Annotated in this window: 15 protein-coding genes; 9 read left to right on the plus strand and 6 right to left on the minus strand. The window is 55.0% G+C overall.

What is annotated here, in order from left to right; all coding sequences use genetic code 11:
- Positions 1 to 1383 precede the first annotated feature (1383 nt).
- From paaE to paaZ, 9 genes are all read left to right on the plus strand, one after another.
- Positions 1384 to 2457 carry a 1,2-phenylacetyl-CoA epoxidase subunit PaaE gene (gene paaE / locus WX88_RS18850; RefSeq protein ID WP_046245966.1) on the plus strand — a complete coding sequence of 358 codons (1074 nt, stop codon included), beginning with the start codon at positions 1384 to 1386 and terminating at the stop codon, positions 2455 to 2457.
- Positions 2458 to 2521: 64 nt separating this feature from the next.
- A complete protein-coding gene (paaA, locus tag WX88_RS18855) occupies positions 2522 to 3478 on the plus strand; it encodes a 1,2-phenylacetyl-CoA epoxidase subunit PaaA (protein ID WP_046245967.1) in 957 nt (318 codons plus the stop codon).
- A 107-nt stretch (positions 3479 to 3585) separates the two neighbouring features.
- On the plus strand, positions 3586 to 3873 hold the full coding sequence (gene paaB, locus WX88_RS18860; RefSeq protein ID WP_046245968.1) for a 1,2-phenylacetyl-CoA epoxidase subunit PaaB: 288 nt from the start codon (positions 3586 to 3588) through the stop codon (positions 3871 to 3873).
- Between the two features lie 24 nt (positions 3874 to 3897).
- On the plus strand, positions 3898 to 4683 hold the full coding sequence (paaC, locus tag WX88_RS18865) for a 1,2-phenylacetyl-CoA epoxidase subunit PaaC (protein WP_197076849.1): 786 nt from the start codon (positions 3898 to 3900) through the stop codon (positions 4681 to 4683).
- A complete protein-coding gene (paaD, locus tag WX88_RS18870) occupies positions 4677 to 5189 on the plus strand; it encodes a 1,2-phenylacetyl-CoA epoxidase subunit PaaD (RefSeq protein WP_046245969.1) in 513 nt (170 codons plus the stop codon). Before paaC ends, paaD begins: the two co-directional genes overlap by 7 nt.
- Positions 5190 to 5285: 96 nt before the next feature.
- Entirely contained in the window at positions 5286 to 6467 is a 1182-nt protein-coding gene (locus tag WX88_RS18875) for a 3-hydroxyacyl-CoA dehydrogenase NAD-binding domain-containing protein (protein WP_046245970.1), read from the plus strand.
- Complete coding sequence (gene paaI, locus WX88_RS18880) at positions 6442 to 6888, plus strand: hydroxyphenylacetyl-CoA thioesterase PaaI (RefSeq protein WP_046245971.1); 447 nt, start codon at positions 6442 to 6444, stop codon at positions 6886 to 6888. The genes WX88_RS18875 and paaI overlap by 26 nt, the downstream gene beginning before the upstream one ends.
- Before the next feature lie 8 nt (positions 6889 to 6896).
- Positions 6897 to 8102 (plus strand): 3-oxoadipyl-CoA thiolase, encoded by a 1206-nt coding sequence (pcaF, locus tag WX88_RS18885; RefSeq protein WP_046245972.1) that lies wholly within the window; start codon positions 6897 to 6899, stop codon positions 8100 to 8102.
- A 180-nt stretch (positions 8103 to 8282) separates the two neighbouring features.
- Entirely contained in the window at positions 8283 to 10349 is a 2067-nt protein-coding gene (gene paaZ / locus WX88_RS18890) for a phenylacetic acid degradation bifunctional protein PaaZ (RefSeq protein WP_046245973.1), read from the plus strand.
- 130 nt (positions 10350 to 10479) lie between these two features.
- Here the strand turns inward: paaZ and WX88_RS18895 are convergent, their stop codons facing one another.
- The 6 genes from WX88_RS18895 to WX88_RS18925 all read right to left on the minus strand — a co-directional run bounded on the left by WX88_RS18895 (position 10480) and on the right by WX88_RS18925 (position 16829).
- Positions 10480 to 10842: a hypothetical protein gene (locus WX88_RS18895; protein WP_197076850.1), complete on the minus strand. Its 363-nt coding sequence runs from the start codon at positions 10840 to 10842 to the stop codon at positions 10480 to 10482.
- A 163-nt stretch (positions 10843 to 11005) separates the two neighbouring features.
- A complete protein-coding gene (locus WX88_RS18900) occupies positions 11006 to 11713 on the minus strand; it encodes a head GIN domain-containing protein (RefSeq protein ID WP_046245975.1) in 708 nt (235 codons plus the stop codon).
- Positions 11714 to 11794: 81 nt separating this feature from the next.
- On the minus strand, positions 11795 to 12193 hold the full coding sequence (locus WX88_RS30265) for a hypothetical protein (RefSeq protein ID WP_156176270.1): 399 nt from the start codon (positions 12191 to 12193) through the stop codon (positions 11795 to 11797).
- Between the two features lie 90 nt (positions 12194 to 12283).
- Positions 12284 to 14326: an excinuclease ABC subunit UvrB gene (gene uvrB, locus WX88_RS18910; protein ID WP_046245977.1), complete on the minus strand. Its 2043-nt coding sequence runs from the start codon at positions 14324 to 14326 to the stop codon at positions 12284 to 12286.
- A 174-nt stretch (positions 14327 to 14500) separates the two neighbouring features.
- Positions 14501 to 16189, minus strand: a complete 1689-nt coding sequence (locus WX88_RS30270; RefSeq protein ID WP_156176271.1) for a hypothetical protein — start codon at positions 16187 to 16189, stop codon at positions 14501 to 14503.
- Entirely contained in the window at positions 16179 to 16829 is a 651-nt protein-coding gene (locus WX88_RS18925; protein ID WP_082116149.1) for an RNA polymerase sigma factor, read from the minus strand. Before WX88_RS18925 ends, WX88_RS30270 begins: the two co-directional genes overlap by 11 nt.
- Between the last annotated feature and the right edge of the window lie 235 nt (positions 16830 to 17064).

Consider the following 17064-nt stretch of genomic DNA (forward strand, 5'->3'; position numbering starts at 1 on the left):
AAGGTATGAAAAACTTTTCGTGATACAAGCAAAAGAAGAAAAATAATTTTGCTTGCCTCTGTTGGTTTTGCCGCCTCATTCACATCAGGCGACGAATCTAACAGCAAGTAGCTGCTTTTTTTGTTCGCTCCCTTTCTCAATTTTTTGCTTCCGATTGAGGCAGTGTTTCAGATTGGGAGTGCAAAAGTACGGAAAGGTTTTTGAAAAGCAAGAAACACGAAGAAAAAAAATTGCTTTTCATTCAGCACACTTGGCTCAATTTAGGTACAAAAGGAGTGCAACTTAGAAGTAGAGTGAGAAGGTGCTGTTAGGATAGTCTATAAAGCTGAATGAGCATTGCGAGGAAGGAGCGACATTGCTTTTGGCGATGCTTGCGGAAGCAGGCTCATTAGTGGCCTTTGTTCGCTTAAATGTTTATATGTTCATGGGTTGAAGTAGCTCGTTAGTGATGCTGGTAGTGAGGTTTTGATCGAGGAGTGTACAACTACCACAGGAATATGTACTGAATTATTCAATGTAAGTATCTGGTATAGTGTAGAATATTCTGCCAGAAGGGGCGGAATGTTATCTCAATTGCTATTCAAAAACAAACATTCGTTAGTTTTATGGTTGTATAAACTTTGCTGCTGTCTGTTTCCTTCCTATCTATGCTTTCCAATTCTGCTATTGAACTAACGTCGCTACTGCGGTGGTGGGCGCTGCAGAGTGTTCTACGGGAGGAGATGGTTTGTGTGAATGCGCGAATGCTTTTCTCTGGGAGCCTGCAGAGGGGGTTGTTAACTCGGCCACCTCTTGGGGGCTGAAAAATATACATGAGCTAAGCCCTATTGAAAAGGCGGAATCGCGGGATAGTTATTCTCTTAGAAGCTGTTTGAATTAATTGAAAATCCTGTTGAAACGGTCATGCTTCGACAAGCTCAGCATGACCGTTTTTGCTAACTCAAACAGCTTCTTAGTCACTTCAGAGGCATTGAAAATAAATTATGTTGTATAGACGATTATGATTCTATCAAGGGTAAGGCTATGGCGGTGGTGTATATAACTTATGACCTGATGCTTTTTGCTGAAGTAGGAGCGTGCCGTGGTAGCCTCGATGAAGTGGCAGTAACAGATTCGTTGTTGCGTGAGTTAGTCCTGCATAAAGCGTTGATTGACGAGCTAGTGCAACCGCATAATTACTTAGTATACTTGAGGGATACTCTCGCTAAGCGAGTAAGGGATGACATCAGGCCTAAGTATGTTGGGCACTCTATTGGGCTCTGGCCAATTGCTACGCATGAGCTACGTAGAAGATGTACGTGATTTAAAGTAAAAACAATTAGACGAAAAAGAACATCCTTCCTTAGTAAACTCAACAGGACGAATAGAGTAGCAGATAGAAAAATGAGCCGGTTTCATAAATTAAAGATTAAGAACATCCGCCGTGAGACGCCCGACTGCGTATCGCTCGCGTTCGAGGTGCCGGCTGAGTTGCGTGAGGCTTTTCGCTACACACCGGGCCAGTACCTAACGTTGCGTCGTGAATACAGAGGGGAGGAACTGCGGCGTTCCTATTCTATATGTAGCAGTCCGTTGGATGATGAGTGGCGGGTTGCCATCAAGAAAGTGCCCGAAGGCCGTTTCTCGACTATGGCCGTGGAGGGGTTGAGCATCGGTGACACGCTGGATGTGATGCCGCCACAAGGGCGTTTCACTGCTAACTTACATTCGGCGCATGCGAAGAGCTACGCGTTGTTTGCAGCGGGCAGTGGGATTACACCTATCTTGTCCATCATCAAGACTATTCTGCTAACTGAGCCGGGTAGCCAGGTGTATTTGGTGTATGGTAACCGGGGACGCAACTCGATTATTTTTAAGGAAGCAATTGAGGGCCTGAAGAATAAGTTTTTGAATCGGTTGAGTGTATTTCATGTGCTGAGTCGTGAGCAGGGCGACAGCGACTTATTTTTTGGCCGACTCGACTATGATAAGACGACGCAGCTTTTGCAAAAAGTGTTGCCCGCTGCTCAACTTAATGAGTGTTTTATTTGCGGGCCGGAGGAAATGATAATGGGCGTAAAGCAGGCGCTGACTGAAGCTGGAGTAACACCGGAGAAAATTCACTTCGAACTATTTGCCTCGACTAGCGGGCAGGCAGCAACGGCCGTCGTGCGCCAGCCAATGGGCAGTGACGACCAGAAAAGTCAGGTGACGGTGCGCCTCGACGGTCGGGCTTATTTGCTGGATATGTCGTATTATGGAGATACCGTGCTTGATGCCACGTTGGCGGCTGGTGTTGATGCGCCTTATTCGTGCAAAAACGGTATGTGTAGCACCTGTCGCGCCCGTGTTACCGACGGCACGGCGATGATGGATGTAAACTTTTCGCTCGATGACCGCGAAGTAGCCGCCGGTTACATTCTCACCTGTCAGGCCCGGCCGACCACGGCGGCGGTGACCGTGGATTTTGACCAATAATGAGGCACTTTTATGGCCGCTCACCTCTTCTATACCTATTCACTTTAATAATTCCCACCCCGTCATGGAAACGCTCGAACAAGTCCTCACTCCAGAAGAACAGTTTCAGGCCCATATCGACGCGGACATTCGCATCGAACCGAAGGATTGGATGCCCGACGCTTACCGCAAGACGCTCATCCGCCAGATTTCGCAGCACGCGCATTCGGAGTTGGTGGGCATGTTGCCGGAGGGCAACTGGATAACCCGGGCTCCTTCGCTCAAGCGCAAGGCCATTCTACTGGCCAAAGTGCAGGACGAGGCTGGACACGGCCTTTACCTTTACAGCGCGGCCGAAACTTTGGGAACTTCGCGCGACCAGATGCTCGCTGACCTGCACTCGGGTAAGGCCAAGTACTCCAGTATTTTCAACTACCCCACTCTGAGCTGGGCTGATATGGGCTGCGTGGGCTGGCTGGTAGATGGGGCGGCCATTCTGAACCAAGTGCCGCTGTGCCGGACTTCTTACGGGCCTTATGCGCGGGCCATGGTACGGGTGTGTAAGGAAGAGAGCTTCCACCAGCGCCAGGGGTTTGAAATTATGCAGACGCTTTGCGAAGGCGCGCCGGCTCAAAAGGAGATGGCGCAGGAAGCCCTCAACCGCTGGTGGTGGCCCACGCTGATGATGTTCGGACCGAAGGATGCGGACTCGCCGAACACGGAGCAGTCGATGAAGTGGCGCATCAAGCGCTTTACTAATGATGAGTTGCGCCAGAAATTCGTGGACATGATGGTGCCCCAGGCGGAGTTTTTGGGCCTGACGGTGCCCGATGAAAAGGTAAAATGGAACGAAGCTCGCCAAGCCTATGATTTTGGGGAGGTCGATTGGAATGAATTCTGGGCAGTGGTGAAAGGCAATGGCTTATGCAACCACGAGCGTTTGCAGGCGCGGGTGCAGGCGCACGAGGAAGGCGCTTGGGTCCGTGAGGCGGCGCTGGCGCACGCGGCCAAACGCAAGGAGCGGGCAGCGGTGACAGCATAGCTTTTTAAATTATGCTGAGTGGTGGTGAAGCATCCCGCGTGCTTCGTTCGACGATAATTAAGGGTAGAGCGTGCGAGATGCGGCGCTCGGCATGACAACAGGAACTCATGAATCAATCAGAATGGCCTCTTTGGGAGGTATTTATTCGTAGCAAGCAAGGACTTGACCATAAGCATGTAGGTAGTTTGCACGCCGCTGATGCAGCCATGGCGGTGCAAAATGCCCGCGACGTGTATACCCGGCGCCTCGAGGGAGTGAGCATCTGGGTGGTTGAGTCGAAATATATTCACGCCTCTAATCCGGATGAGGCGGAGGCTTTCTTCGACCCGGCCGCCGATAAGGTGTATCGACATCCCACTTTCTATGAGGTGCCCGACTCAATCAAGCACATGTAATTCTGGTTGTTTATGTCAGCTACTTTGCCTGAGACTTTAGCCGGTATTGTCCCGGCGGCGCCTAATCTGTTATTCCCTTTTGTGTTGCAGCTGGCAGATACCAGTCTTATTCTAGCTCACCGCTTGTCGGAATGGTGCGGGCATGGTCCCGTGCTGGAGCAGGATTTGGCACTGGCCAATATTGCACTCGACCTGCTGGGCGAGGCCCGCAGCTACTACCAATACGCCGCTGAGCTGGAAGGCCAGGGGCGTACCGAGGACGACTTGGCCTATCTACGAAGTGCCGTGGAATATCGTAACCCGCTGTTGGTAGAGCAGCCCAACGGCGACTTTGCCCACACCGTGGTGCGGCAATTTCTATTTGATAATTTCCACTACCACCTGCTGCAGGCGCTGAAGGAAAGCGCTGATGCGCAGCTAGCCGCTATTGCTGAGAAGTCACTGAAAGAAGCCGCTTATCACCTTAAATGGAGCTCGGAATGGGTGATTCGTCTGGGGGATGGCACTGCTGAAAGTCGGCAGCGTCTGGACAAGGCAATTGCCGCGCTGTGGCGGTTCGCCGGTGAGCTGACTACGCCTACTACCACCGAAACCTGCTTGCAGAGATTGGGGCTGGTGCCTGATTATGCGGCGCTGCTACCCGCGATGGAAGCACACGTAGCGCACGTGTTGGGAGAGGCTACGGTGCCGGTGCCCGAAGCGGTTTTCGCGCAGCAGGGGGGCAAGATGGGCCGGCATTCCGAGCACTTGGGCTACCTGCTGGCGGAACTGCAATACATGCAACGGTCGTATCCGGGTTTGACATGGTAGCGCCCACTATGGCACCAACGGAGGAGCGCATCTGGCAGCTGCTGGAAGAGGTATCGGACCCGGAAGTGCCAGTGCTCAGCATTCTGGATTTAGGTATCGTCCGCGCCGTGCGTGTGGCGGACGATGCGGTAGATGTTACCATCACTCCCACGTATTCAGGCTGCCCGGCTATGAACGTTATTGCTACCGAAATTCGGCTGCGACTGCTGGCGGAAGGCCTTACCAACCTCACCATTCATAATCAACTCAGCCCAGCCTGGACTACGGACTGGATGTCGCGGGCGGGCCGGGAGAAGCTAGAAGCCTACGGCATCGCGCCGCCAGTAGACGGCACCGCAACAGGACATCTGCTCAATTTATTTGGCGAGGACACTGCCGTGCGCTGCCCGGTTTGCAAGTCGGAGCATACGCATCTGGTTAGTCAATTTGGCTCCACAGCTTGCAAGGCACATTATCAGTGCGACGACTGCTTGGAGCCGTTTGACTATTTTAAATGCCATAGCTGATAACGGCCAAGAGTGGTGCTGCTGGTGCGAACTGAGCGGTAGGTCCTCGATTTCAGCATCTTCCACCCTTGCCATATTATAACTTCAGTTTTACGAATGATTATCGGAATTATCGGGAGCGGCGCCATGGGGGCGGGCATCGCACAGGTAGTAGCCACGGCGGGCCACACTGTTCGCCTGCTCGACCAGGACGCTGAGGCATTGCAACGGGCGGGAACCGCTATTCAAGCCAGCCTGCATAAGCTAGCGGAAAAGGGGAAGCTAACTTCAGCCACGGCCGAGGCTATTTTTGCTAATCTGCATTTCACGCAGGCGGTGGCCGATTTTGCCGACTGTGAACTCGTGCTGGAGGCCATTGTAGAAGACCTAGCGGTAAAACAGCAGTTATTTCGGGAGGTTGAGCTAATAGTGTCAGCTAACTGTACTTTGGCAAGCAATACGTCGTCGCTGTCGATTGCTTCCATTGCGGCGGCTTGCCAGCGGCCGGGGCGGTTTATCGGCATTCACTTCTTCAACCCAGCGCCCATTATGCAGTTGGTAGAGGTCATTCCGGCGGTGCAGACGCGGGCGGGGCTGGCCGAAGAAGTGCGGGACTTGGTGCAAGGCTGGGGCAAGCTACCGGTACTGACCAAGGACACGCCAGGGTTCATTGTGAACCGTGTGGCGCGCCCGTTCTACGGTGAGGCAATCCGCATTCTGGAAGAAGGCATTGCTGATATGGCGACCATCGACTGGGCCGTGACGGAGCTGGGAGGCTTCCGGATGGGGCCGTTCGCGCTGATGGACTTTATTGGTCACGACGTGAATTACCGGGTTACTGAATCGGTATTTGCCTCATTTTTCTACGACCCGCGCTTCAAACCATCCTTTACCCAAAAGCGGCTGTTTGAGGCAGGGTACTATGGTCGTAAATCAGGCCGTGGCTTCTACGATTATGCGGCCGGCGCCGTGCTGCCCGAACCAAGCCGTGACGAAATCCTCGGCCGCGCCGTGCTGCACCGCGTTGTGGCCATGCTTATTAACGAAGCAGTGGACGCGCTGGCCCTGAACGTGGCTTCGAAAGAGGACCTGGAACTGGCCATGACAAAAGGCGTGAATTACCCCAAAGGTCTGTTGGCTTGGGCCGACGAGTGGGGGCCTGCTAACGTGCTGACGACTCTCGACGACCTTTATAACGAGTACCGTGAAGACCGATACCGCGCTAGTCCGCTACTGCGCCGCGTGGTGCGAAATAACCAGTATTTTCTCCAGCATGAGCCAGCCACGAGCCAGCAATAGCCTCGCTGAGGCCGTGAAAGAGCACATGCTTAGGGATGATGCCTTTAGTAAGCTGCTCGGCCTGGAAATCGATGAGATTGGCGCGGGCTACTGCCGTTTGCATTTCACGGTGCGCCCCGATATGCTCAACGGTTTTCGGGTGCTGCACGGCGGTGTCACGTTTTCCGCCGCGGATTCGGCTTTTGCTTTTGCCTGCAACAGCCACGGCCGCCAGAGCGTGGGGCTGACGGTGACCATCGACTATCTGGAGGCCGGCGAACTTGGCGATGTGATTACGATGGAAGCGCAGGAGGAGAGTTTAAAACATAAAATCAGTGTTTACCAGATACGTGCTACTAACCAGCACGGGAACCTGCTGGCCCTGTTTAAAGGAACTGCTTACCGCACCAGCAACGAAATTCTGAGCCTTCCTAATCAATAATAAACGCTGTGAAACAAGCCTATTTAGTTGATGGAATCCGCACGCCGATTGGCAACTTCGGCGGCACTTTGGCGACGATTCGACCCGATGATATGGCCGCGCTGGTCATTCAGGAGCTGTTGAGGCGCAACCCAACGGCCGATCCAACGGGCATTGCCGATGTAATACTAGGCTGCGCTAACCAGAGCGGAGAGGACAACCGCAACGTGGCCCGTATGGCATTGCTATTAGCAGGCCTCCCGGCCTCGGTGCCCGGCGAAACCGTGAATCGCCTCTGTGCTTCGGGCTTATCGGCCAGCATTGCGGCAGCCCGCGCCATCCAGAGCGGCGACGGCGACTTATTTGTGGCGGGTGGGGTGGAAAACATGACCCGTGGCCCACTGGTAATTTCCAAAGCCAGCTCGGCTTTCGGCCGCGATTCGCAAATGTATGATTCCAGCTTCGGCTGGCGCTTCATCAACCCCCGGATGGAGGAACTCTATGGCACCGATGCCATGGGTGAAACCGCTGAAAATCTGGCCGAGCGCGACCATATCAGCCGCGAAGACCAGGACCAGTTTGCCTACGATTCGCACCAGCGCGCCGCGGTAGCACGAGATTCCGGCCGCTTCGCCCAGGAAATTGTGCCCGTACCGATTCCCCAACGCAAGGGCGAGCCGCTGCTATTTGAGCACGATGAGTTTATCAAGGCGAACACGACGTTGGAAGGGCTGACCAAATTGCGGCCGGCTTTCCGCAAAAATGGCTCGGTGACGGCCGGAAATTCCTCGGGGCTGAATGATGGGGCGGCGGCCTTGTTGCTGGCTTCCGAAGATGGTCTGAAGCGACACCGTCTCACACCGCGCGCCCGCATCGTGGCAATGGGCGTGGCCGGTGTGGAGCCACGTTTCATGGGCATCGGCCCGGTGCCAGCCAGTCAGCAGGCCCTAAAAAAGGCAGGCCTGACCCTCGACCAAATAGATCTGATTGAGTTCAACGAAGCCTTTGCCGTTCAAACCCTTGCCTGTGTGCGCGGCCTGGGCCTGGCGGGCAATGACCCACGCATCAACCCCAACGGCGGGGCCATTGCGCTAGGCCACCCGCTGGGTATGAGCGGGGCCCGCATTCTGAATACGGCCGCCTTGGAGTTGCATCAGCAGAACAAGCGCTACGCGCTGGTCACGATGTGCGTTGGCGTCGGGCAGGGCTATGCAGTAGTTATCGAGCGGACATAAGCTTACTATCTCCGGTCTCGCCGCTTGATACGCGCAAGGGACTCTTGTTTTAATAAACGCTGTTATCACTTTCAACTAAATCACTGACGCACCTCCAAAGCTATTTGCTATACTAAATAGAAATAGCGGTTTCTCCTCTCCGCGGGAGAGGAGACCAAGGGGTGAAGCACCAGCACTGCCATGACTCCTACTCTCGAAAACTACACTCTCGGCCGCTGGACACCCGGAGCCGCTTCTCCGCAGGAATTGCTCGATGCCAGCACCGGCGAGGTCATTGCTCTGGCTAATACTGAAGGCTTTGATTTCGAAGCCATTCTTGATTACGGCCGCCGCGTGGGTAACCCAGCTTTGCGCAAAATGACTTTCCACGAGCGCGGTCGTATGCTCAAAGCCTTGGCTCTGCACCTGATGGATAAGAAGGAGCAGTTCTACGAGTTGAGCTACCGCTCCGGGGCTACCCGTGCCGATTCGTGGGTTGACATTGAAGGCGGCATTGGTAATTTGTTTGCTAATGCCTCGCTGCGGCGCAAGTTTCCGGACAAGCCTTTTTACGTGGAGGGCGAGCCGGTTGGCCTTTCGAAGGGCGGTACCTTCATGGCGCAGCACCTGATGGTGCCCCGCGAAGGGGTGGCGGTACACATCAACGCCTACAATTTTCCCGTTTGGGGCATGCTCGAAAAAATTGCGGTGAACCTACTGGCTGGGATGCCTGCCGTGGTGAAACCAGCCGTTCCCTCAGCTTACCTAACCGAAGCCGTGGTGCGGGAGATTATTGCCTCTGGCATCCTGCCCGCCGGGGCCTTGCAGTTGGTTGTGGGCTCGGGCCAAGGCATTCTCGACCACGTGACTTACCAAGATGTCGTGACATTCACCGGCTCGGCTATCACGGGGCGCAAGCTGCGGGCGCACCCGCGTATCATCAACGAAGCCGTGCCGTTTACGGTGGAGGCCGATTCGCTCAATGCGGCCGTACTGGGGCTTGATGCCGTGCCCGGCACACCAGAATTCGATTTATTTATCAAGGAAGTGCGCAAGGAGATGACGGCCAAGTGCGGCCAGAAGTGTACCGCCATCCGCCGCGTCATCGTGCCTAAAAATTTGCTGGAAGACGTACAAATTGCTCTGGGCAAAGCGCTGAAGCAAACAACTATCGGCCACCCGCTGGCTGAGGGCGTGCGCATGGGCGCACTGGCCGGACGCGACCAAATGCAGCAGCTGCGCAAACGGGTACAGCAGCTAGCCCAACACACGCCCATCGTGTACGGTGACCTTGAAAATGTGGAAGTGCTGGGCCAGGAGCGCGGCGCGCATGCCAGCAAGGGCGCGTTCATTTCCCCCATCGTACTGCTCAATAACGAGCCTTTCCGCCACCTCGACACGCACGATGTAGAAGCCTTTGGCCCGGTGGTGACACTAATGCCCTACCGCGACAATGACGAAGCCGTGAAGCTGGTGAACATGGGCAAAGGCTCGCTGGTGTGCTCCATTGCCACGAACGACCCGCGTACGGCGCAGGATTTTGTGCTGGGCGCCGCCACGCACCACGGGCGCATCTTGGTGATAAACGAGGAAATGGCCAAGGAAAGTACCGGCCACGGCTCACCGCTGCCGCTGCTCATTCACGGCGGTCCCGGCCGGGCCGGGGGCGGCCAGGAGATGGGCGGTCTGCGCGGTGTGGAACACTTCATGCAGCGGGTAGCCTTGCAGGGTTCACCAAGTATGATTACGGCCATCACCGAGGTGTATCAACCCCATGCAAAGAAGATTGAGAAGGATGTGCACCCCTTCCGCAAGCACTTCGAAGAACTGGAAATTGGGGAGACGTACGTGACGCACAAGCACACCGTGACGGAAGCCGATATCAGCAACTTTGCTAACGTATCGGGGGATAATTTCTACGCCCACGTTGATGCTACCTCACTGGAGGGCACACTATTCACCGGGCGGGTGGCGCATGGCTACTATATTCTCAGCAAGGCCGCCGGCATGTTCGTCGACCCCAAGAAAGGACCAGTGCTACTCAATTACGGGCTCGACGAATGCCGCTTCACCAAGCCGGTTTACCCCGGTACCACCATCGGGGTCACGCTCACGGTGAAAGAGAAAATCGGGCAGGAGAAGCGCGATACGGACGATATTGCCAAAGGCATCGTGCGCTGGTATGTGGAAATTACTGACCAGACCGGTGAAACTGTGGCTGTGGCTACTATTCTGACGATGGTGAAGAAGAAGAACCAGCAGGGTTAATTATGACCAGCCGCACAAATTGTCGAGCCGCGCAAGCTAGCAATGAAGAGTGGTGTGCTGTATAAGCAACCGTAACTGGAATTAAGTAATCAGCTCCTCAAGTAGCCCACCGTGCTACTAAAGAATAGCTTTACTTGGTTTTGCGGAACAGGTAACGCGTCATGAAGATGCCTTGTTGCGACTGCCCGCCCGTGCCCTGAATAGTTTGGGTAAGGGGTGTGGTTTGGTAAAGCTCCCAGCCATCGTTGGTGATGTCTCCCAGGTAGCGTAAAATCAGCTCCTCGTTGCTGCGCACGTTGCCCATATTGATGCCGACCAGCGAAAATAGATTTTCCATGTTCGACTCCTTTGTGCCTTTCCATTCCGGCGTAAAAAGCACCCGTGAGCGTCCTAGGCCGCCCGGTACGATGCTCTCGATGGTGGTCATTTGCAGAAACTGATAGCCGCCTTTGGTTTGAGCGTGGGTTGGGAAGCTAAAACTGAGGCTGGCCAAGAGGAATGAGGCTGCCAGTGCCCAACGAGTAAAAAAGGTTGACATTTATAAAGGAAACCCTGTGGTAAAACAGTACGAATATACTTGCGTAGTTGATTAAGTCCAAGAGTATTACTTCGGCACATGTCCCATACCCACACTTTTACCACTCTGTTGGGCTGCTTTATTGCACGTGGTGCACGCTTCCGCCGCCGCTATGCGAACTGGTTACCTTAGCAGCACCCTTATAGCGCACATCGCTACCACCCGAAGCGCTGGAAGACAGTTCTCCGTCGACGGATACGTTGACGTCGGAGCCGCCACTGGCGCTCACGGTGGCCTTGGTGCTTTGCAGGGCAAAAGCATTGTAATCGGAGCCGCCGCTTACTTGCACAGTCTGGCGCTCGACTCGGCCAGATAGGTCAAGGTCGCTGCCACCGGAAGCCACGCTGGTGAGTGATTTGGCGGTCAGCGTCAACTTCACACCGGAGCCGCCGCTGGCTTCAATCTTAAAGTCATCGACCGTGAAATTCGATTCACCTTTGGCATCGGAGCCACCACTCAGGCTCACGCCCGTGAGCTGCGCGCAGGTGATGTACACGTTGGCTTTTCGTTTGCCGCTGAGCTTACTTCTCCACGAATAATTCGGTTCCCAGCCTATTCTTAGGGTCTCGCCCCGTACTTCAGTTAGCAGGTGGGACTGGGTTTCTGATGGGGCTTCTACAACCACCGAAGTAGTAGGACCTTGGGTCAAAAATACATCAATGCCGCTGCTGGAACTGACCACACGAAAGTTGCTGAGCTGGCGCGGCTGCTTCACCTGGGCCTGTGCCGAGCAGGATATAAGAGCGACAGCGGCCGTAATAGCAAACAAACGAGAATAGTCTTTCATGGCTGCAAGTAACAACATGAATGGCAATGTCCCGACAGACGGCTGGCCCGCATGTGGTTGCCTAGCCATATAGTTTACTTGTTACTTGGCTTTGCGAAACAGGTAGCGCGTTGTGAATACGCCCGTATCGGAAACGGGGTATACGTGCACCAATTCCCACCCTGCGGCGGTCAGCGCTTCGAGCTGTTGCGTAATCAACAGAGAGTTGCCTTTATATTTTTCTAGATTTTTGCTGGTTGAAAATCCGCCAAAAGCCTCTAATTGAATGTCAGACTTGCCTTGAAAATCTGGTGCCAAAAGTATATGTGACAACGATTTAGATTGCGACTCTAAAGTGTTCATCGTCATGAATTCATAGACTTTGGGGGAAGACGTTTGCGCGTGCGCAGCTAAATCTAGCCCAACTACCAAGCCGAAGAATAGCAAAAATCGTTGTGGCGAAATCAGATTAGTGGTGAGCCGGGAAAAACTGCGAGCCATGCGCATAGGGGCAGAAGGTGTAAAAAAGCTGGGAAAAGCAGCTTACACTTTTCCCAGCCAAATCTACTGCCGAGCCGCACATATGAGGCCCTACTCCCGCTTCCCCTTGAGCATGGTTTTTAGCGCCGCTAGTTCATCGCGCAGCTTGGCGGCTTGCAGGAAGTCGAGCTCCTTGGCTGCGGCTTCCATTTGCTTTTCGGTTTGCTTGATGAGCTTCTCCAGTTCCGGCCGGGTCATCATAGCCACCACGGGCTCGGCGGCCAGGGCCAGCGCGCCGCCATCACTATCCGGCCCGGCGTAGCCTTGCGGCTCGATGACGCGGTAGTCCGACAAAGCAGTTTGGCCCAGAATTTCGGCGTGGCTCTTGCGCACCGTGCGCGGTGTGATACCATGCTCCTGGTTGTAAGCCAGCTGAGTAGCGCGGCGCCGGTTCGTCTCATCAATGGCCCGTTGCATGGAGCCGGTGATGCGGTCGGCGTACATGATGACCTTGCCTTTGTCGTTTCGGGCTGCCCGGCCCATGGTCTGAATCAGGCTGCGCTGGTCGCGCAGGAAGCCTTCCTTATCGGCGTCGAGAATGGCTACGAGGCTCACCTCTGGCAAGTCGAGGCCTTCGCGCAGCAGGTTTACCCCAATGAGCACGTCAATTTCACCCAGCCGCAGCTTGCGCAGGATTTCCACCCGGTCCAGCGTTTTCACGTCGGAGTGCACGTATTCTACTTTGATGCCGAGGCGGTCCATATACTTGCTCAGCTCCTCGGCCATGCGCTTGGTCAGAGTTGTCACCAGTACCCGGTCGCCCTGCTTTACCCGCTCGTCCACTTCATCCAGTAGGTCGTCAATCTGGTTGACGCTGGGCCGGATATCAATTTCCGGGTCGAGCAGGCCAGTGGGGCGAATTATTTGCTCCACAATAATGCCGCCGCTTTGCTCCAACTCGTAATCGGCCGGCGTAGCCGACACGTACACGGCCTGCCGGAACATGCTCTCGAATTCGTTAAAGGTCAGCGGCCGGTTGTCCAGGGCAGAGGGCAGACGGAAACCGTACTCAATAAGGGCCGTTTTGCGGCTGCGGTCGCCACCCCACATAGCCCGGATCTGGGGCATGGTGGCGTGGCTTTCGTCCACTACCAATAGGTAGTCATCCGGGAAATAATCGAGCAAACAGAACGGCCGTGCGCCAGGAGTGCGCCGGTCAAAGTAGCGCGAATAGTTCTCGATTCCCGAACAGTAACCTAATTCCCGAATCATTTCGAGGTCAAACTCGGTGCGCTCCATAATGCGCTTGGCCTCAGAATCGCGCCCTTCTTTCGCGAAGTAGGCGTGTTGCTGCACCATGTCATCCTGGATTTCCTTGATGGCGGTATTCAGTGTTTCCTTGCCCGTTACGAATAAGTTGGCCGGATACAGAGCCACGCCGCTGGTCTCATCACTGAGCTTCTTGCCGCTCACGGGGTCAATTTTCTGCACCGACTCAATTTCATCGCCGAAGAAGTAGATGCGAAAAGCGTAGTCCGCGTAGGCCGGAAAGACGTCCACTGTGTCGCCTTTCACCCGAAACGTACCGCGCGAAAACTCCACCTCCGTGCGCGAGTACAGAATCTGCACAAACTGATAGAGCAGGTTATTACGCGTGTAGCGCATGCCCGGCTTCAGGAAAATAACATTTTTAGCAAACTCCTCGGGGTTGCCAATGCCGTAGATGCACGACACTGAGGCAATGACAATGACATCGCGCCGTCCGCTAAGCAGAGTAGAAGTGGTATGTAGCCGCAGCTTCTCTATTTCCTGGTTGATGGCCAGGTCCTTCTCGATAAAAACATCGGTGCTGGCAATGTAAGCTTCTGGCTGATAATAATCGTAGTAGCTGATGTAGTACTCGACAGCATTATTTGGAAAGAATGCCTTAAACTCGCCGTAGAGCTGTGCGGCGAGGGTTTTGTTGTGACACAGCACCAGGGCCGGCTTGCCGGTTTCGGCAATGACGTTGGCCATAGTAAACGTTTTGCCAGTACCAGTGGCGCCGAGTAGCACCTGGGCGGGCTCCCCATTATTCACGCCCTCCACGAGCTTGGCAATGGCCGTAGGCTGGTCGCCGGTCGGCTTAAATTCAGAGGTCAGTTGATACTCCATGCAACAGGAAAGATAGGCCGAAAAGGTCAGCCTACCTTAACCATGAACCAGGATTTTCGGTTTCGTCAAAAGGGAAAAGGGGGCTGAATGAAAGGGGGAGAAAAGGATAACAAAAAAACGTCCTGCTAATCCGTAGAAGCAAGACGTTTTTAAGCCAAAAGAAGAGAAACCCGACTACTTGCCGAACTCTACCCCCATTTCTAAACCAAAGCCGTAAGCGCGGCTCTGGGCCAAATAGCTCTGCGCTGGGTGGGCATTCAGCGGCACAAGGTCCATTTCAGCCACCGGGCCCAGCTTGAAGGCCCAACTGCCAGTGCTGGGGCGATACTGAGCGCCTGCGCCGCCGCGCACACTGGCCAGTAGCCGACGGTAGGGTGCCCCAGCCGACATAAACGAGTAAGTGCGAGTTGCTTCGGGACTGCCTTCTACTTCACTGCGCACGCCGAGTAAGGCACTCACCACACTGCCGAGGCGGCCGTAGAAGCTCCAGCCGCGTTTGACTGGGTTGCTGTAGCTCACCTCAACCGGGATGCCAGCCATGCGGTAGCGGAAGTTGGTAGTGCGCAAGGGACCGGTGCTGGATTGGCCCAGGTCGAGAATTTGCTCGCCCACAAACGCCGACGCTGAGGCTGACTTTGCTGTGGCCTGCGTGAATTGGGCCCCGGTGCTCACGGACCAATGTCCCTTCAGGTGGCGCGTAGCTAGTAAGGCAATGCGCTGACTCAAGCCAGGGCGCAAGTTTTCGCGGTACTGAGCCGCCGCCGCTTCCGTTAGGGCCGGCGAGCCAGCACCGAGCGCGGGGTTATAACCATATTTGGAAGCGATGCCGGTCCGTGAAAAATTGATATTGGGGTTGAAAACACCAGCCGTGTAGCTGGCACCATAACGCCACTTGTGAGCAACGGCACCTGGTAAAGGCTCGGCATCGGCAGGCAGCGACAAAGTGGCCAAACCGTTAGGCAAAGCAGCTGCATCGGTTAGGTTCAGCGCCGCCGACCGTGCGGCCAACGTACCTAATGATTCCGGAACTGTGGTATCCAAAGCCGGCGTATCTGCGGCACTGGTCAGTGCATTCTTGGCCACCGTTACCGAAGCAGGGGCATCTGCCGTTTCAGTAGCTCCGAAAACCCGTCCGGCACTGCCTGTTGGGCCAGCCAAGTCAGTACTCCCAGTTGTTGAAGATTGGGCCGTGCGAGCAGCCAAAGCTGCGCTACTAACACTGCTCATTTCGCCCACCACCCAACGATTAGCGCGCCGCGTGCCCTGAGCCGTAACTAAACCATCTGTCAAGCCGCTACTAATGACTGATACTCGATTCCTCGCGTTTCGCGTTGCAGAGTTTGCCGCTACCATTGGCCGAGTTACTGAGTAAGAAGCATTAGTAGTAGTCTTACGGTTGGCTGCACTACCATTTAACCCGTCATTTGCAGGAGTAGTGGCCGAAGTAGCCGGGGAAGTAGCCGTAGCAAGCGCTTGGGTCGATTGCCTGCCTGACACGCTTGCATGGCGTTCATTTATGGCCGGTAAGGTGGTTTCACTCATGGCTGAGTCGCTCGTGCGCGCATCTGCTGGCCGACTGACCACCGCTACATTGTTGCCACCGAGGCTGGCATCGCGCTTGGCCCACCAGCCCGTACCCGCGAGTGTAGCCAGCAACAGGCTGGCCGCGGCCACCCAGCGCGTGGCTGCAAGCCGGCGCCGGTAGGTTTCGTTCTGGCGGATGAGCAGCGAGTTGTCAATCTGGTCCCACAACATGGGGCGTGGGGGCACGGCGGCCTCCTCGCCCAAGTGGTGGCGGAATAATTCCTCCAGGCTACCGGTGGTTTTAGGCGTAGAATTTTGGTCGATAGGATTAACTGACATGGCGGGTTGCAGTGCCGAGGCGTTCCAGTTTAGTTTGTAAGATGACCCGGGCACGGGAGTATTGCGACTTACTCGTGCCTTCGGTGATACCTAATAATTCTCCGATTTCTTTGTGCGTGTATCCTTCAATAGCGTATAGGTTGAATACCATGCGGTAGCGCGGTGCCAATTCCTGCACCATGTTTAACAGTTCCTGAAAGTTATAATTGCTGAGGGTAAATTCCTCGCTGGCTAGCGTTTCGGGATATTCTCCGTCGCTCACCGCTACCAACGAGGCGTTGCGGCGATGCTGGCGGAGGGCCGCGTTAATCATAATACGGCGAATCCAAAATTCCAGTGGGCACTCGCGCCGGAAGCTGGCCAAGGTGCGAAACACGGTGAGGAAGCCTTCTTGCAATACGTCTTCTGCCTCGAAAGTGGTCTGGGCATAGCGCGAGCATACGGCCATCATTTTGCCCGCGTACTTATCATAAAGCAGCTTATGAGCCAGTTGGCGGCCGCGCAGGCAGCCATCAATAAGCTCCGCTTCGGTGGGGGCGCCAGTAGTCACCGTGCGGCTGGCTGTGAGGCGCGGGGCCGTAGGCGTTTGGTTAGGCAGCACGTCATCGGCACCGAAAGCAAACCAGCTAGCAGCGCTCATGTCAGCAGCCGGTAACCCGTGCCGGTAGGGGAGAATGTAATGAAGGTCATTTTCTGCAGCATAGAAAGGAAGTCAACCTGATAAATACCGGCCCGGAGGCGGCCCACTTCTAGTGGAGACACGTTGACTCCAAAAGGTTGCAATCAATCCGCAAACACATTGGGTAGGCAGGAATAGTAGCCACCACCTACCGCTTTCAACCCCAGCTTTTCATTCCCGGGCTGTCACGGAGCTA

Source organism: Hymenobacter terrenus (genome assembly GCF_000972495.1).
GTDB classification, from domain to species: Bacteria; Bacteroidota; Bacteroidia; order Cytophagales; family Hymenobacteraceae; genus Hymenobacter; species Hymenobacter terrenus.